We start from the raw sequence: 16,621 nt of genomic DNA, 5'->3' as shown, positions 1-16,621 counted from the left end.
CAGCGAATACTGCCCAGCCCGGAGACCCGACGCGCTGCCCGGAAGGTGCGCTGGAAGAACTTGCTGGCCCGGTGAGTACCGACCTGAATGATCGGAACGCCAATGGTATTCACCAACGACACGAAAAAATTGTGCATTTTTTCGGCACCACCGGAGCGTGCCTCGTTGAGGTTCTGAACTTCATCGATGATCAGCACTCCGAGTGCGTGCAGGTTGGCCACCTGGCACATGGATGCCATCAAACGTTTGGTACCCAGCTTCTTGCGTCCGTGGCTACGGCTGTAGTGGGTGCCCAGGATCTTGTCTACCTCGTTGAAGAAGCTGAGGCACAGCTCATCCAGGTCACCGTCAATGGGGCAGTCGACCTTCAGATAGACCAATTGAGTGATGTTGTAATCGGGGTGATGGAGAGCCTGGGGGTACATACCCAGAATCCGCTCCAGCGTGCGCGTCTTGCCGCAACCGGAGCAGCCGAACAGCGACAAACTGTTGGCTGTGGAGGTAACACTCTGGTACACCGCCGCATCAAGATCCTCCTCCTCCACCCGGCGATAGCCATTCTGCAGGTGTGCATACCAGGCACCGCTGGCCGGGTTCCGACCGATGTAGCCCTGACGGATCATCAGGCTGATCTTGCTCTCCAGCTCCAAGTGGTGGCTGAGTGGCTGAAAGAAGCCGTGCAACAGACGGGCAATGGCATGAGCCCGGAGCCGACCATCCAGAAGCGCCTCCTGCGGCTCGAAACTGGGAAGTTGCTGCATCAGGCCGACCACTTCCTGCAGATCAGGAATCGGAGGTAATGCACTGATGAGTGGATTGTCCTGATACTCGGGAAGCTGCTGCTCATGATAACGCGCCAGGGGAATCACTCCGCGCTGTAATTCTTCAGTCATCTTCTTCCTCCTTGAATATCAGGTCACTGAGATCCGGAAAGGCATAATCTTCCTGCTTCTCGCCCCGCAGTGGGATCACCTCCGCGGGTTTCGCCCGCTGTGCTTTCTCAGGTTTAAATGCTGTTTTCAGGCGCTCCTGGCGCTTTTCCTGCTGCTTGTTCTCGCGGATCTGGGTGCCCAGATCTTTCTTGCTAATGCCAGTTTTGAGCGGACTGGCGTTCTCTGCCTGGGCAACAATCGACTCGATCTGCTCCAGAAGCTTGCCTCTTTCCGCCAAGGCTTTTGACGCCGCATTGACATCGCTCCGCCGTTCCTCTCTGGACAGTATCCAGACATCCCAGAAGGTCATCCCCCTGAAACGTCGACTACGGTCGGCAAGATCGCAAACCCAGTAATCCTTGAGACTATTGGACGGCCGCAAGTAGATATGGTCCGCACTACGCGGGTCGTATGCGACCGTTACCCCTGTCGGCCGACGCCCCTGGCCTCGGTGAAACCAACCCTCCCTGATTGCTTCCGGGCAACTGTAGAAGCAGCCGAATAGCCTGATTCCCAGCTCCGAAACCGTGGCCGACTCATGGGGCAAGAGATTGATCCACACCAGTTCCTCCGGCGCAGTGCGCAACCGACCGGTCAAGCTGGCCAAGCCCCAGTTCCACAGCATGACTGGAATCGCCGGCAGATCGCCCGGCATTCCCGCAGCCCTGTCGTATTTGCTCAGGGTGTGGAAATTGTTGTGGTGGAGGATGCCGGCAATGATGATTTTCGTGAATTCGGGCAAGGCCAGACTGGCATCAAGCCTGTAGTCGTGGCCACCTCGCTTCCGGCTGGTAGTGTCCTCGACCACACCGCTGGCGTAAGGCTTGAAACGCTCCTGCACCGTTCGAAAATAGCGCTCGACGATGCCCTTGGCATCACCTCGCCTGGCCGGTGCGTTCTCGATGCGGACGCCGAAGGCTTGGGAAAATGCCTCAACCTTGGTGCCGTTCAGTTCGCCCTTATCGGCCAGTATCACATCCGGCAAACCCTTGACCGGCCAATCGCTGGCATCGATCTCCAAACCATACTGGCGACAATACTCGACCTTGTCGGCGACCGTGTTGGCCAATGCCACCATGGCACTGACCCAGGAGGGCCCCTCGAATCCGACGTACATACCAACGACCATGCGGCTGAACACGTCGAGCACCATGTAAACGACAGGCCTGCCGACGATAAGGCTGCGGTCATGCTCTGAAACCAGATAAATATCTGCGATGGTGGCATCTATTTGGTAACGGTATCCTGGACCCAGGGTCTCAGTCGTCGATGTGCTGTTGAGCGGCCGGAAGTCCTTGGCAAAGTCCACTGCGGACATCCTGCGCGGCAAGGTGTCGGTGAAATGATATTCGCGCCCATAGAAGTACCGGAACTGCCCCAATGTAGGCAGTTCGGAGGTCGGCAGCTCCGGCTGAACAGCACGGAGCAGGTTCAGCCCGGAGGCGTAGGCATCAGGAATGGACGGATGTTTTTCCTTGAGCAAGCGTTCCTCGATGACCCGGCGAAAAATGCGCTCGATATCCGGCGTGACATTACGCCCTTTCCCCGCCATCACCACTCTTGGCCTGCCCAGCTTGGCTCTGTTCGGCCTTCGGCGCTTGCCACGGGCACCCGAGTTGACATAGTCCGGCAAGAGGGCGTTCCTACACATGCCTCGTTGCCAGTAGCGCCTCAGTAATCTGTACACCGTCTGTTTGGTGACACCATGGCGTTGCATGATGCTTCCGACAATGAGCCCTCTGGGGCGCCGCACGAAAAGCTGGGGATCGTGCATATAATCCGCCAGCATCGCCCACGCCTCATCACGTTTCAGCTGTTCAGGGGAGCCTGCCTCCACCTCCCGAAGGACCGTCTCCTCGAAGGGATCGCCAATGCTCTCCAGCTCACCCTCAATAATCAGACGCTCCAGCTCTGCAACCGATATCGATTCGGGCAGCGCCGTGTCCAAATCGATATCAATCCAGACAGCCTGCTCGGTACCGGACCAGAGCAGGCGCTTTCGGAGCTCTCCCATACGGAACACCTGATTAACGGACAACACTGATCAGCTCCTGATGAATCTGATGAGGGTTGGCAGCTAGATCCTTCGGCTTCAGCACGCGGTAAGGGGTGTCAAGATCGAAGAGAAACCAGTGCCGAGCCAGCAGCTGGCGTAGCCAATAGAGTGCTTGACCAGCCTCCAGTTGGCCGGAAGTATCCATTTCCTGGGCAATGGCGGTCAGCTTCCGGTCTGGGTGACGCTGAAACTCGAGCAAAAACAGCTGCTGATAGTGTGCGAGATCATCCTGTGCAATGTCGTCTTCAGCATGGGCCGGATAGAGCCATTGGATATTGGCAAATGCCTCTCTGGATACCTCGCGCTCCGTGATGATGAACCAGGGAATCCCTTTTTCCTGCCAGTAGCGCCTTTCAAGTTCAAGTCTCTCGATGACTTCCGGCTTCTGCAGATCGGCACTGTACTTGGCCTGGATCGCGACGGATGGGCGCTGGGGGTCATCAAAATCCACCAGGAAATCGCTGGTCAGAACCTGAGGGATTCCTTTGTAGCGACCGTGAGCAAGGCCAAGTTCCTCGGCGATGCGCACCGTATCTTCGGCCCGCATCGGGAACTGCTCACGGATATCAGTGACCTGGGGAGACCGATCCAAGGTCAGGAAAATGGCCAGTTCAAGATCGGATAAAAGATGGTGCAGACGCCGGGTCTTGCTGCCAGGCAGGCGGTGGGAGCGCCCCAACGAGGACACATCCCTGGTGTAGATGAACGGCTTGTAGTCCCGTCCCTGGCCTTGGCCACGCCCCTCCTTGAGCCTTCTATCAATCTGTGCCTGGGTCAGGCCCTTGAATGTTCCAGACATGAAAAAGCCTGCATCCACCGTGTCGATGACCTCAACATAGCGGATACAGGCTTAGGATGAAACTTTATTTGTAAGGATGATACTTTATTTGTACGGATGAAACTTTATTTGCATCCCACAGCCGATGTTGGATGCAAATAAAGTTTCACCCTAACGCGAACGATTTTGCTGGACTGGCTGGGAAGCACCCTGCCCGGCCTGCATCTAAAGTTTCATCCTAATGCCTCGCAGCGGCCTTCAAACGGTCTGAAAACCACGGAGCCATGCAAATATAGTTTCATCCTTTCCTGCATTTTGCTGCACACAGGCCGCAAGCATAAGCCATTGATTTCTATTGTGATCTTGCTAATTCCCTACCGGATCGCACGGTTTGAACGCCACCAGAAGCCGCTTTATTGGGATGAAACTTTATTAGTACGGATGAAACTTTATTCGCATCCCACAGCCGAGAACCCTGCAAGGTCGGTGTTACTCCACCGTTACCGACTTGGCCAGATTGCGCGGCTGGTCGACGTCGGTGCCGCGCAGCACGGCGACGTAGTACGACAGCAGCTGCAACGGCAGGGTGTAGAGGATCGGCGCCAGCGCATCGTGGATGTGCGGCATGTTCACCAGGAAGATGCCCTCGCCATTGTCGAAACCCGCCTCGCGATCGGCGAAGACGATCAGCTCGCCGCCACGGGCGCGCACTTCCTGCAGGTTCGACTTGAGCTTCTCCAGCAACTCGTTGTTCGGCGCCACGGTGACCACCGGCATGTCGGCATCCACCAGGGCCAGCGGGCCGTGCTTGAGTTCGCCAGCCGGATAGGCCTCGGCGTGGATGTAGGAGATCTCCTTGAGCTTGAGCGCGCCTTCCATCGCCACCGGGTACTGCGCGCCGCGACTGAGGAACAGCGTGTGGTGCTTCTCGGCGAAATGCTCGGCGATCTTCTCCACCGTGGCATCCATGGCCAGCGCCTCGCCCAGGCGGGTCGGCAGGCGCCGCAGTTCGTCGACCAGCTCCGCTTCGCGGGCCGCGCTCAACGTGCCGCGGACGTGGCCCAGGGCGAGTGTCAGCAGCATCAGCCCGACCAGCTGGGTGGTGAACGCCTTGGTCGAGGCGACGCCGATTTCCGGCCCGGCCTGGGTCAGCAGGGTCAGGTCCGACTCGCGCACCAGTGAGCTGATGCCGACGTTGCAGATGGCCAAGCTGGCGAGATAGCCGCCCTCGCCGCTGGCCAGCTGCTTGGCGTTGCGCAGCGCCGCCAGGGTGTCGGCCGTCTCGCCGGACTGGGAAATGGTGACGAACAGGGTGTCGGGCTGCACCACCACCTTGCGGTAACGGAACTCGCTGGCGACTTCGACCTGGCAGGGGATGCCGGCCAGTTCTTCCAGCCAGTAACGCGCCACCATGCCGGCGTGATAGCTGGTGCCGCAGGCGACGATCTGCACGTTGCGGACCTTGGCGAACAGCTCGCCGGCCTGCGGACCGAAGGCCTCGACCAGCACCTGACGGTCGCCCAGACGGCCTTCCAGGGTGCGCTGCACGACCTTGGGCTGCTCGTGAATCTCCTTGAGCATGAAGTGGCGGTATTCGCCCTTGTCCGCCGCCTCGGCGCCTTCGTGATACTGCACGGCCTCGCGCTTCACCGGCTGGCCATCGACATCCCAAACCTGCACGGCGTCACGGCGAATCTCGGCGATATCGCCCTCTTCCAGATACATGAAGCGGTCGGTGACCTGCCGCAGTGCCAGCTGGTCGGATGCGAGGAAGTTTTCGCCCAGGCCCAGACCGATCACCAGCGGGCTGCCGCTGCGTGCGGCGAGCAGGCGATCCGGCTGTTTGGCGCTGATCACTGCCAGACCATAGGCGCCATGCAGTTCCTTGACCGCTACCTTCAGTGCAGCGGTGAGGTCACCGAGCGAATCGAGCTTGTGGTGTAGCAGATGGACGATGACTTCGGTGTCGGTATCCGAGACGAATACGTAACCCATCTCCTTGAGCCGAGCGCGCAACGCCTCGTGGTTCTCGATGATGCCGTTATGCACCACCGCCAGGTCATCGCCGGAAAAATGCGGATGGGCATTGCGCTCGCAGGGCGCGCCATGGGTGGCCCAGCGGGTGTGAGCGATGCCCAGGCGGCCGGCCAGCTGCGTCTGCTGCTGAGCCTGCTCCAGTTCGGCAACCTTGCCGTTGCGGCGCAGGCGCTCGAGTGCGCCGTTCTCGTCCAGCACGGCAACGCCGGCACTGTCATAGCCACGGTATTCCAGGCGCTTGAGGCCTTCGAGAAGGATCGCGGTGATGTTGCGTTCGGCGACGGCGCCAACGATGCCACACATACTCAGGTCTCCAAATGGGGTTCGATGGCCACGCAGATCAGCTTCACACCGCGGGCCAGGATGCTGGTGCGCGCCTCGTCGCTGAGGCGCTCATCGGTAATCAGGGTGTGCACGCTGCTCCAGGGCAGCTCCAGATTGGGGATGCGCCGACCGATCTTGTCGGCCTCGGCAAGCACGATGACCTCGCGCGCAACATCGGCCATCACCCGCGACAGCCCAAGCAGCTCGTTGAAGGTGGTGGTACCGCGCTTCAAGTCGATCCCGTCGGCGCCGATGAACAGCTGGTCGAAGTCATAGGATCGCAGCACCTGTTCGGCCACCTGGCCCTGGAAAGACTCCGAGTGCGGGTCCCAGGTGCCGCCGGTCATCAGCAGCACCGGCTCGTGCTCCAGCTCGCGCAGGGCATTGACCACGTTTAGCGAATTGGTCATCACCACCAGCCCGTGCTTGTAGCCGAGCTGAGGGATCATCGCCGCAGTGGTGGTGCCACTGTCGATGATGATCCGCGCGTGCTCGCGAATGCAGCCGACAGCCGCGCGGGCGATCGCCTGCTTGTAGGGCGAGACGGGCTGTGCAGTGTCGCCGATCAGCTCCTGCGGCAGCGACACCGCACCGCCGTAGCGGCGCAGCAGCAAGCCATTCTTTTCCAGGGCGGCGAGATCCTTGCGGATGGTGACTTCAGACGTCTCGAAGCGCCGCGACAGCTCATCGACGCTGACCTCGCCGCGCTCGTTGAGCAGCGCCAGGATAACGTGACGACGTTGTGGCGTATTGCGCTTCGACATTTATATGTTTCGATTCGAAAGTTAACGGCGCGAATCAAAACATATGCCCGAGGCGATCGCAAGCCCTGCCCGGCAGTCGGCAGTCGGCAGTCGGCACAAGCCATCCGGCCAAGGTCCTTTTTCCTCAGGATTTGTTTTTCACCGGTCGCTGCCAGCCATCAATGTTGCGCTGACGCCCGCGACCGAGTGCCAAGGTATGCGCCGGTACGTCCGCAGTGATGGTCGACCCGGCGCCGGTAGTGGCGCCGTCGCCCAGATTCAGCGGCGCCACCAGCGAGCTGTTGGAGCCGATGAACACGTCCTCGCCCATCACCGTCTTGAACTTGTTGGCGCCGTCGTAGTTGCAGGTGATGGTCCCGGCGCCGATATTGGTCCGCGCGCCGATCTCGGCGTCGCCGAGGTAGCTCAGATGACCGGCCTTGGCGCCGTCGCCGAGGCTCGCATTCTTCATCTCGACGAAGTTGCCGACATGCGCCTTGGCGCCGAGTGTGCTGCCGGGGCGCAGCCGGGCGAACGGCCCGCAGTCGGCGCCCTCGCCCACCACTGCGCCGTCCAGATGAGAATTGGCCTTGACGATAGCGCCGCGGCGCAGGGTGCTGTCCTTGATCACGCAGTTCGGGCCGATCTGTACATCATCCTCGATGACGACCTCGCCCTCGAGCACCACGTTGACGTCGATGAGCACGTCCCGGCCGACACTCACGTCGCCGCGCAGATCGAAACGCGACGGGTCGCGCAGCGTGACGCCCTGGGCCATCAGCCGGCGCGCAGCACGCAGCTGGTAGTGGCGCTCCAGTTCGGCAAGCTGGATGCGGTCGTTGGCGCCCTGCACCTCCATGGCGTCCTGTGGCTGTTCGGTGGCCACCCGCAGGCCGTCGGCCACGGCCATGGCAATCACGTCGGTAAGGTAGTACTCGCCCTGGGCGTTGCTGTTGGACAGGCGGCCAAGCCATTCGCCGATGCGGCTGCCCGGTACGGCGAGAATCCCGGTGTTGCCCTCGCGGATCGCCTTCTGCTCGGCACTGGCATCCTTGTGCTCGACAATGGCCTGCACTTCGCCGTGCGCGTCACGGACGATCCGGCCGTAGCCAGTCGGGTCATCCAGGGTCACCGTCAGCAATGCCAGCTGCTCAGGTCCGACCTTCTGCAGCAAACGCTGAAGGGTCTCGGCCTCGATCAGCGGCACATCGCCGTAGAGGATCAGCACGCGCTCGGCCGACAGATTCGGTAACGCCTGGGCCACCGCATGCCCGGTACCCAGCTGCTCGGCTTGAACCACGTAGTTAAGGTCGTCCCCGACCAGCCGCTGGCGCACCTGCTCGGCACCGTGGCCGATCACCACCTGAATACTGCGCGGCTGCAGCGCACGCGCCGTGCTTATGACGTGACCGAGCATGGATTGGCCAGCGACTGGATGCAGCACCTTGGGCAGTGCCGAACGCATGCGGGTGCCCTGACCGGCGGCGAGAATGACGATATCGAGGGACATGAAGCGATTCCTGAACGGGTTCGGCCCGACAGCTCACCTGTAGGTAGTCAGGGTGCAGCTGTATCAGCGCCGACAAATGGCAGACAAAGAAAAAGGGTAGCCAAGGCTACCCTTTTACTCGTGCGCGATGAAGTCGCTAGCCGATCAGTGCCGGCCGTACTTCTTGCGCATCTGCTCGATGGTACGCAGCTGAGCTGCGGCCTCGGCCAGACGTGCGGCCGCGGAACCGTAGTCGAAATCCGCGCCCTTCTCGTGCAGGGCCTTCTCGGCAGCCTTGACGGCGGCCTGAGCAGCAGCCTCGTCGATGTCCTTGGCGCGCGTAGCGGTATCGGCGAGGACCTTCACCATGTTCGGCTGAACTTCGATGAAGCCGCCGGAGATGTAGAAGATCTCTTCCTCACCACCCTGCTTGATCACCCGCACCGGACCGGGCTTGAGATCGGTCAGCAGCGGCGCGTGACCCGGCAGGACGCCGATGTCACCAAGGTTTCCGTGGGCGATGACCATTTCCACCAGCCCCGAGAACAGCTCTTCTTCCGCACTGACGATGTCGCAATGGACTGTCATAGCCATGTTCATGCCTCGGTAATCAGCCCGACCAGCAGCGGCCGGTCAGGCTGGATTGGCGCCCGCAAGCGGGCGCGCCAGTTACAGTTTCTTGGCCTTCTCGATGGCTTCGTCGATGCTGCCGACCATGTAGAACGCCTGTTCCGGCAGATGGTCGTAGTCGCCATTGAGGATGCCGGAGAAACCACGGATGGTTTCCTTCAGCGGAACGTACTTGCCCGGCGAACCGGTGAAGACTTCGGCCACGAAGAACGGCTGGGACAGGAAGCGCTGGATCTTACGAGCGCGGGATACCAGCTGCTTGTCGGTCTCGGACAGTTCGTCCATACCCAGGATCGCGATGATGTCCTTCAGCTCCTTGTAGCGCTGCAGCACGTACTGAACGCCGCGAGCGGTGTCGTAGTGCTCCTGGCCGATGACCAGCGGATCCAGCTGACGGGAAGTCGAGTCGAGCGGATCGACCGCCGGGTAGATACCCAGGGAAGCGATGTCACGCGACAGTACGACGGTAGCGTCGAGGTGGGCGAAGGTGGTCGCCGGGCTCGGGTCGGTCAGGTCGTCCGCGGGAACGTATACGGCCTGCACGGAGGTGATCGAACCGTTCTTGGTGGAGGTGATGCGCTCCTGCAGAACGCCCATTTCTTCGGCCAGAGTCGGCTGATAACCTACCGCCGAAGGCATACGACCCAGCAGGGCGGATACTTCGGTACCGGCGAGGGTATAACGGTAGATGTTATCGACGAACAGCAGAACGTCACGACCTTCGTCACGGAACTTCTCGGCCATGGTCAGACCGGTCAGCGCAACGCGCAGACGGTTTCCTGGCGGCTCGTTCATCTGGCCGTAGACCAGGGCCACCTTGTCCAGAACGTTGGAATCCTTCATCTCGTGATAGAAGTCGTTACCTTCACGAGTACGCTCACCCACACCGGCGAACACGGAGTAACCGCTGTGCTCCATCGCGATGTTACGGATCAGCTCCATCATGTTTACGGTCTTGCCTACACCGGCACCACCGAACAGACCGACCTTACCGCCCTTGGCGAACGGGCAGACCAGGTCGATAACCTTGATGCCGGTTTCCAGCAGCTCGTTGCCGCCAGCCTGTTCGGAATAGGACGGCGCAGCGCGGTGGATGGTCCAGCGCTCTTCTTCGCCGATCGGGCCGGCTTCGTCGATGGGGTTACCCAGGACGTCCATGATGCGACCCAGGGTCTGCTTGCCGACCGGTACGGAGATACCGGTGCCGGTGTTGACGACGTCCAGGCCGCGCTTGAGGCCTTCGGTCGAACCCATGGCGATGGTACGGACAATGCCGTCGCCCAGCTGCTGCTGGACTTCCAGGGTGGTCTCGGCGCCCTGAACTTTCAGTGCGTCATAGACGTTCGGTACCAGATCGCGCGGAAATTCCACGTCGATAACGGCGCCGATGATTTGAACGATACGTCCGCTACTCATGTTTGGTTCCTCTGAATATTTGAACCGTTCTTAAACCGCGGCAGCGCCGCCGACGATTTCCGAAATTTCCTGAGTGATCGCAGCCTGACGGGCCTTGTTGTAGACCAGTTGCAGGTCGCTGATCAGCTCACCGGCGTTGTCGGTTGCGTTCTTCATGGCAATCATCCGCGCGGCCTGTTCGGCTGCGCCGTTCTCAACCACGGCCTGATAGACCTGGGACTCGATGAAACGAACCAGCAGGGCATCCAGCAGCTGCTGGGCGTCCGGCTCGTAGAGGTAGTCCCACTGACCTTTCTTCACCGGCTCGGCACTGTCGTCTGCAGCCAGGGGCAGCAGCTGATCGAGCGTCGGCTTCTGGGTCATGGTGTTGATGAACTTGTTGGATACCAGGTACAAGCGATCGATACGGCCCTCGTGGAAGCCGTCCAGCATGACCTTGACGCTGCCGATCAGATCGTTGATCGATGGCTCTTCGCCGAGGTTGCCGATCGCCGCGACGACGTTGCCGCCGAAGCTGCGGAAGAAGCTCGCGCCCTTGTTGCCGATCACGCAGAGGTCGACTTCGACCTTCTGATCGTGCCACTCCTTCATGTTCTTGATCAGGACCTTGAACAGGTTGATGTTCAGGCCACCGCACAGACCACGATCAGTAGACACGACGATATAGCCGACACGCTTGACCGGACGCTCCACCATGAACGGGTGACGGTATTCCGGGTTGGCGTAGGCCAGATGGCCGATTACCTGCCGGATCCGCTCCGCATAAGGGCGGCTGGCAGCCATGCGCATCTGTGCCTTGCGCATCTTGCTGACCGCCACCTTTTCCATGGCGCTGGTGATCTTCTGCGTGCTTTTGATGCTCGCAATCTTGCTGCGAATCTCTTTTGCGCCTGCCATTTGACACCTATCGGGTTAGCAGGCGGGAGCCTCGCGGCTCCCGCTGCGGCTTACCAGCTTTGCGTGGCCTTGAACTTCTCGATACCAGCCTTCAGGCCAGCGTCGATTTCGTCATTGAAGTCGCCCTTCACGTTGATCTTCGCCATCAGGTCGGCGAACTCGCGGTTGAAGAAGGCGATCAGGGCCTGCTCGAAGGCGCCAACCTTGGCCACTTCCACGTCCGCCAGATAGCCACGCTCGGCGGCATACAGGGACAGGGACATGTCGGCGATGGACATCGGCGCGTACTGCTTCTGCTTCATCAGCTCGGTAACGCGCTGACCATGCTCCAGCTGCTTGCGGGTCGCTTCGTCCAGGTCGGAAGCGAACTGGGCGAATGCAGCCAGTTCACGGTACTGAGCCAGTGCGGTACGGATACCACCGGACAGCTTCTTGACGATCTTGGTCTGCGCCGCACCACCCACGCGGGATACCGAAATACCGGCGTTGACGGCCGGACGGATGCCTGCGTTGAACATGGCCGATTCCAGGAAGATCTGACCGTCGGTGATGGAGATCACGTTGGTCGGAACGAACGCGGAAACGTCGCCAGCCTGGGTTTCAATGATCGGCAGAGCGGTCAGGGAACCGGTCTTGCCAGTCACGGCGCCGTTGGTGAACTTCTCGACGTACTCTTCGGAAACGCGGGAAGCGCGCTCCAGCAGACGGCTGTGGAGATAGAACACGTCGCCCGGGTAGGCTTCACGTCCCGGCGGACGGCGCAGCAGCAGGGAAATCTGGCGGTAGGCCACAGCCTGCTTGGACAGATCGTCATAGACGATCAGTGCGTCTTCGCCGCGGTCGCGGAAGTATTCGCCCATGGTGCAGCCGGCGTACGGAGCCAGGTACTGCAGCGCAGCGGACTCGGAAGCCGAAGCAGCCACCACGATGGTGTTCTGCAGGGCACCGTGCTCTTCCAGCTTGCGCACTACGTTGGCGATGGTCGACTGCTTCTGACCGATAGCCACGTAGACGCAGCGGATGCCGCTGTTCTTCTGGTTGATGATGGCGTCGATGGCCAGGGCGGTCTTGCCGATCTGACGGTCACCGATGATCAGCTCACGCTGGCCACGGCCTACCGGGATCATGGCGTCGACCGACTTGTAACCGGTCTGCACCGGCTGGTCGACCGACTTACGCCAGATCACGCCCGGTGCGACTTTCTCGACCGCATCAGTTGCCTGAGCGTTGATCGGGCCCTTGCCATCGATCGGGTTGCCCAGCGCATCGACCACGCGACCCAGCAGTTCCGGACCAACAGGAACTTCGAGGATACGGCCGGTACACTTGGCGCTCATGCCTTCGGTCAGGCCCAGGTAGTTACCCAGAACCACGGCACCTACGGAGTCTTGCTCCAGGTTCAGTGCCATGCCGAAGATGCCGCCAGGGAACTCGATCATCTCGCCGTACATGACGTCGGCCAGACCGTAGATGCGTACGATACCGTCAGAAACGCTGACGACGGTGCCCTCGTTACGGGCTTGAGCAGCGACATTCGATTTCTCGATGCGCTGCTTGATGATTTCACTAATCTCGGAAGGATTCAGTTGCTGCATGCCATGACCCTCAAATCAGGATTTCAACGATTCGGCCAACTGGCTCAGTTTGCCGCGGACCGAACCGTCGACAACCACGTCACCGGCGCGAATCAACACGCCGCCGATCAGAGCAGGATTCACGACCTGCTGGAGGTTGACGGTGCGATCTAGCCGCTTCGACAGGGCGGCAGCCAAAGTTTGGAGTTGCGCGTTGCTGAGCTCGAAGGCGGTTTCAACTTCTGCCTCGAGCGTTTTCTCGGCTTGCGCCTTGATGTCCTCGTACAGCTCCCATACGGTCGGCAGGACCGACAGGCGATCGTTTTCGCCAAGGGTCTGAACGTAGTTGCGGAACGCTTCGTCGGCATCGTCACTAAGTACGCGTACCAGCGCCTGGACCTTGCTTTCGCTGGTCAGACGGGGATCGTTCAGCAACGCTGCGACTTCTGGGACTTCAACAGCGACGGCGGCCAGGTTGAGCATTTTCGACCAGGAATCGGTCTGTCCTGCGGCGCTGGCGAACTCGAAAGCGGCTTTCGCGTAAGGCCGAGCAAGCGTCTGGGTATTGATCATCGCTTGCCTCGCTTAGAGTTGGGAGGCCAGTTTTTCGACCAGTTCGTTGTGTACCTTGGCGTCCACCTGGGACTCCAGGATCTTCTCTGCACCGGCGACGGCAAGAGCCGCTACCTGGCTGCGCAGTTGGTCCCTGGCACGGTTCACTTCCTGTTCGATCTCGGCGCGGGCGCCGGCGACCAGTCGCTCGCCTTCCACACGTGCCTGCTGCTTGGCTTCCTCGATGATCGCGTTGGCGTGCTTGTTCGCCTGCTCGATGATCTGGGCTGCCTGCTCCTTGGTCTCGCGGAGGGTGTTGGACACCTTGTCCTGAGCCAGTTTCAGGTCCTGCTGCGCACGGCCTGCCGCATCCAGTCCTTCGGCGATCTTCTTCTGGCGCGCTGCCATGGCTGCCGTGATTGGCGGCCATACGAGCTTCATACAGAACCAGACGAAGATAGCGAAGGCGAGCGTTTGACCGAACAGCGTCAAGTTAATGTTCACAGCGATTTACCTCGTGCTATCTCGTTCAACGCGGGAGTCATTCCACGGCGACGGGGTCCGCCCGGCGAACCCCATCTCAAACCGGAAAGTGATTAACCGGCGACAACGAAGATGAGGTACATCGCGATACCAACGCCGATCATCGGTACGGCGTCGAGCAGGCCGGCCATCAGGAAGGTCTTGGTTTGCAGCTGAGGAGCCAGCTCCGGCTGACGAGCAGTGGATTCCAGCAGCTTGCCACCCAGCATGGCGAAGCCAATACCGGTGCCCAGGGCACCCAGACCGATCATGATGGAGGCGGCGATGTAGACGAGTTCCATGTAAAGCTCCTGAAGCTAAGGGGGTTAAGGTTTTCTTGGGTAAAGCAAAACGGTTGTAACGGTTCAGCTGTTACGGCGTGAGCTCGGCGTGCCCATGATCTTCATGAGCAGAACTCAGGTACACCACGGTCAGAACCATGAAGATGAACGCCTGAAGCGGGATCACCAGGATGTGGAAGATCGCCCAGGGTACATTCAGGGTCCACTGCACGTAGAATGGCAGCAGCGCGATAAGGATGAACACCACCTCACCGGCATACATGTTGCCGAACAGACGCAGCGCGAGGCTGAGCGGCTTGGTCAGCAAACCGAGGATTTCCAGGAACAGGTTGAACGGAATCAGCGACCAGTGGTTGAACGGGGTGAAAGCCAGTTCCTTGCTGAAACCACCGATACCCTTGACCTTGACGCTGTAGAACAGGATCAGAATGAACACGCCGAGCGACAGACCGAAGGTGCCGTTGGGATCGGCGGTCGGCACGATCTTGAAGGCCGGCAAACCGAGCAGCCCAGCGATGCCCGGGATGTAGTCGACCGGGATCCACTTCAGGCTGTTCATCAGGAACACCCAGACGAAGATGGTCAGCGCCAGCGGAGCAATGAGTGGGTTGCGGCCATGGAATGTGTCCTTGACCACGCCTTCGACGAACTCGACGCACATCTCGACGAAGTTTTGCAGCTTGCCCGGTACGCCGGCGGTGGCAGACTTGGCGGCGCTGCGGAACAGCAGGATGAAGATGGCGCCCATCAGCAGCGACCAGCCAAGGGTATCCAGGTGAAAGGCCATGAAGCCCATGTCACGAGCTTCCAGACCCGTCTGAGCGATGGTCCAGGTGGCCTGATCGAGAACGGAGCCATCAGCACGCTCGTAACCTGCCGGCAGCTTGCCGTAGGTGAGGTTTTGCAGGTGGTGCTGGATATATTCAGCGGGGGTACTCGCCATAAACGCCTCAATGCTCAATGCTTCGGATTGTTTTTCATCAGCAGGAGCGCGCTTGCTCCGACACCCAGAACCAGCAGATAGCCGGCAAACAAGGCAATCGGGTCCAGCGGCTTCACTCCCACGAACACCAACGCAAACAGCGCTGCTGCCAGAATCTGTTTACCCATCTCGCCAGACCAGAAGGACTGGATGATTGCCCGAGTCGAACGTGCGCCAAAGTACCGAAAGGCCTTGTACGCGAAATACACGTTCGCCGACAGCGCAATCAGACCGCCACACAGCGCGGAGTAGCCGGCGACCATACCAAATACCAGGCCACATGACACAGCGGTCGCAACCACGACCATCGCCTGCATCAGCAATACGCGAAAAGCCGGGAGGCGATGGAAGGGTGTTCTGTTGCGTATGTTCACCGGATTTCCATCGCTGCAGCGGGCCGCGTAAATAATTGTCCGCAGTCAAAAAAGCGCGGCGAGTATAGGAGCAGGCCAGCCGGGGTTCAACTCTCCGGTAGTATTTTCCGACCGGCACTACATGGATTTTGTATCAACGAATGTGCGCCAGAACGCCCTGCAATTCGTCCAGCGAACTGTAGCGGATCACCAGTTGGCCCCTGCCCTTCTGCCCATGCTTGATCTGCACCGGCGAGCCCAGCCGTTCGGCAAGGCGCTGTTCCAGGCGGCTGATATCCGGATCGCTCTTGACCTCGGCCTTCGGCTTTTCCTTATCGCTCAGCCACTGACGTACCAGGGCCTCGGTCTGGCGGACCGTCAGACCACGTGCGACAACATGCCGCGCGCCCTCGACCTGTTGGTCACCCGGCAAACCCAGCAAGGCGCGCGCATGGCCCATCTCCAGATCACCATGGGCAAGTAGCGTCTTGATCTCGTCCGGCAGGGCTATCAGTCGCAGCAGATTACTGACGGAGACACGCGACTTGCCGACCGCATCGGCGACCTGTTGCTGGGTCAGCTGGAACTCCTGCTGCAAACGCTGCAGCGCCACCGCCTCTTCGATCGGGTTGAGATCCTCGCGCTGAATGTTCTCGATCAGCGCCATGGCGATCGCCGCTTCGTCCGGGACCTCACGAACCAGCGCTGGCACCTTCTCCAACCCGGCCTGCTGGCTGGCCCGCCAGCGCCGCTCGCCAGCAATGATTTCGTAGCGACCACCACTCAGCGGTCGCACCACGATCGGCTGCATCACGCCGTGGTTCTTGATCGACTGGGCCAGCTCTTCCAGTGCCTGCGGGTCCATGTCACGTCGCGGCTGGTACTTGCCGCGCTGGATCAGCTCCAGCGGCAGATGCTGGAGTTCGCGGGTATCGACCTTGGCAGCCTCTTCCTGCATGGCCGAAACACTGGCGCCGCCGAGCAGGGCATCGAGTCCACGGCCTAGGCCTCTTTTCTTGGTCGCCATGAGTAGT

Annotated in this window: 16 protein-coding genes; all 16 read right to left on the bottom strand. The window is 60.4% G+C overall.

Features of this window, described 5'->3' with window-relative positions:
* Positions 1–893: ATP-binding protein (locus HZR81_RS18310; RefSeq protein ID WP_500128912.1), on the bottom strand; the 893-nt coding region annotated here is incomplete at its 3' end.
* The gene (locus tag HZR81_RS18305) at positions 886–2,973 is read right to left on the bottom strand and encodes a transposase (RefSeq protein ID WP_500128911.1); all 2,088 of its coding nucleotides are present in this window, start codon (positions 2,971–2,973) and stop codon (positions 886–888) included. The genes HZR81_RS18305 and HZR81_RS18310, both read right to left, overlap by 8 nt.
* Positions 2,960–3,787, bottom strand: a complete 828-nt coding sequence (locus HZR81_RS18300) for a heteromeric transposase endonuclease subunit TnsA (RefSeq protein ID WP_017781026.1) — start codon at positions 3,785–3,787, stop codon at positions 2,960–2,962. Before HZR81_RS18300 ends, HZR81_RS18305 begins: the two co-directional genes overlap by 14 nt.
* 468 nt (positions 3,788–4,255) lie before the next feature.
* Positions 4,256–6,106, bottom strand: coding sequence for a glutamine--fructose-6-phosphate transaminase (isomerizing) (glmS, locus tag HZR81_RS18295; RefSeq protein WP_500128910.1), 1,851 nt, complete (start codon positions 6,104–6,106; stop codon positions 4,256–4,258).
* Positions 6,107–6,108: 2 nt separating this feature from the next.
* Complete coding sequence (locus HZR81_RS18290; protein ID WP_458991991.1) at positions 6,109–6,891, bottom strand: DeoR/GlpR family DNA-binding transcription regulator; 783 nt, start codon at positions 6,889–6,891, stop codon at positions 6,109–6,111.
* A 124-nt stretch (positions 6,892–7,015) separates the two neighbouring features.
* On the bottom strand, positions 7,016–8,380 hold the full coding sequence (glmU, locus tag HZR81_RS18285) for a bifunctional UDP-N-acetylglucosamine diphosphorylase/glucosamine-1-phosphate N-acetyltransferase GlmU (protein ID WP_500128909.1): 1,365 nt from the start codon (positions 8,378–8,380) through the stop codon (positions 7,016–7,018).
* A gap of 144 nt (positions 8,381–8,524) precedes the next feature.
* Complete coding sequence (locus HZR81_RS18280) at positions 8,525–8,953, bottom strand: F0F1 ATP synthase subunit epsilon (RefSeq protein WP_020308359.1); 429 nt, start codon at positions 8,951–8,953, stop codon at positions 8,525–8,527.
* A gap of 75 nt (positions 8,954–9,028) precedes the next feature.
* Entirely contained in the window at positions 9,029–10,405 is a 1,377-nt protein-coding gene (atpD, locus tag HZR81_RS18275) for a F0F1 ATP synthase subunit beta (RefSeq protein ID WP_003284839.1), read from the bottom strand.
* 30 nt (positions 10,406–10,435) lie between these two features.
* Positions 10,436–11,302 (bottom strand): F0F1 ATP synthase subunit gamma, encoded by an 867-nt coding sequence (atpG, locus tag HZR81_RS18270; RefSeq protein ID WP_011915192.1) that lies wholly within the window; start codon positions 11,300–11,302, stop codon positions 10,436–10,438.
* 50 nt (positions 11,303–11,352) lie between these two features.
* The gene (atpA, locus tag HZR81_RS18265; protein WP_019405952.1) at positions 11,353–12,897 is read right to left on the bottom strand and encodes a F0F1 ATP synthase subunit alpha; all 1,545 of its coding nucleotides are present in this window, start codon (positions 12,895–12,897) and stop codon (positions 11,353–11,355) included.
* Positions 12,898–12,912: 15 nt separating this feature from the next.
* On the bottom strand, positions 12,913–13,449 hold the full coding sequence (locus tag HZR81_RS18260; protein WP_063540247.1) for a F0F1 ATP synthase subunit delta: 537 nt from the start codon (positions 13,447–13,449) through the stop codon (positions 12,913–12,915).
* Between the two features lie 12 nt (positions 13,450–13,461).
* A complete protein-coding gene (locus HZR81_RS18255) occupies positions 13,462–13,932 on the bottom strand; it encodes a F0F1 ATP synthase subunit B (RefSeq protein WP_003291825.1) in 471 nt (156 codons plus the stop codon).
* Between the two features lie 92 nt (positions 13,933–14,024).
* A complete protein-coding gene (gene atpE, locus HZR81_RS18250) occupies positions 14,025–14,252 on the bottom strand; it encodes a F0F1 ATP synthase subunit C (RefSeq protein WP_063540248.1) in 228 nt (75 codons plus the stop codon).
* A 70-nt stretch (positions 14,253–14,322) separates the two neighbouring features.
* On the bottom strand, positions 14,323–15,195 hold the full coding sequence (gene atpB / locus HZR81_RS18245) for a F0F1 ATP synthase subunit A (protein ID WP_063540249.1): 873 nt from the start codon (positions 15,193–15,195) through the stop codon (positions 14,323–14,325).
* 14 nt (positions 15,196–15,209) lie between these two features.
* Positions 15,210–15,608 (bottom strand): F0F1 ATP synthase subunit I, encoded by a 399-nt coding sequence (locus HZR81_RS18240; RefSeq protein WP_073865897.1) that lies wholly within the window; start codon positions 15,606–15,608, stop codon positions 15,210–15,212.
* A 133-nt stretch (positions 15,609–15,741) separates the two neighbouring features.
* Positions 15,742–16,614, bottom strand: coding sequence for a ParB/RepB/Spo0J family partition protein (locus tag HZR81_RS18235; protein WP_102839106.1), 873 nt, complete (start codon positions 16,612–16,614; stop codon positions 15,742–15,744).
* Between the last annotated feature and the right edge of the window lie 7 nt (positions 16,615–16,621).

This window comes from Pseudomonas sp. LM13 (genome assembly GCF_041381355.1).
Classification (GTDB): Bacteria; Pseudomonadota; Gammaproteobacteria; order Pseudomonadales; family Pseudomonadaceae; genus Stutzerimonas; species Stutzerimonas frequens.
This window is presented reverse-complemented; position numbering and strand designations above follow the sequence as displayed.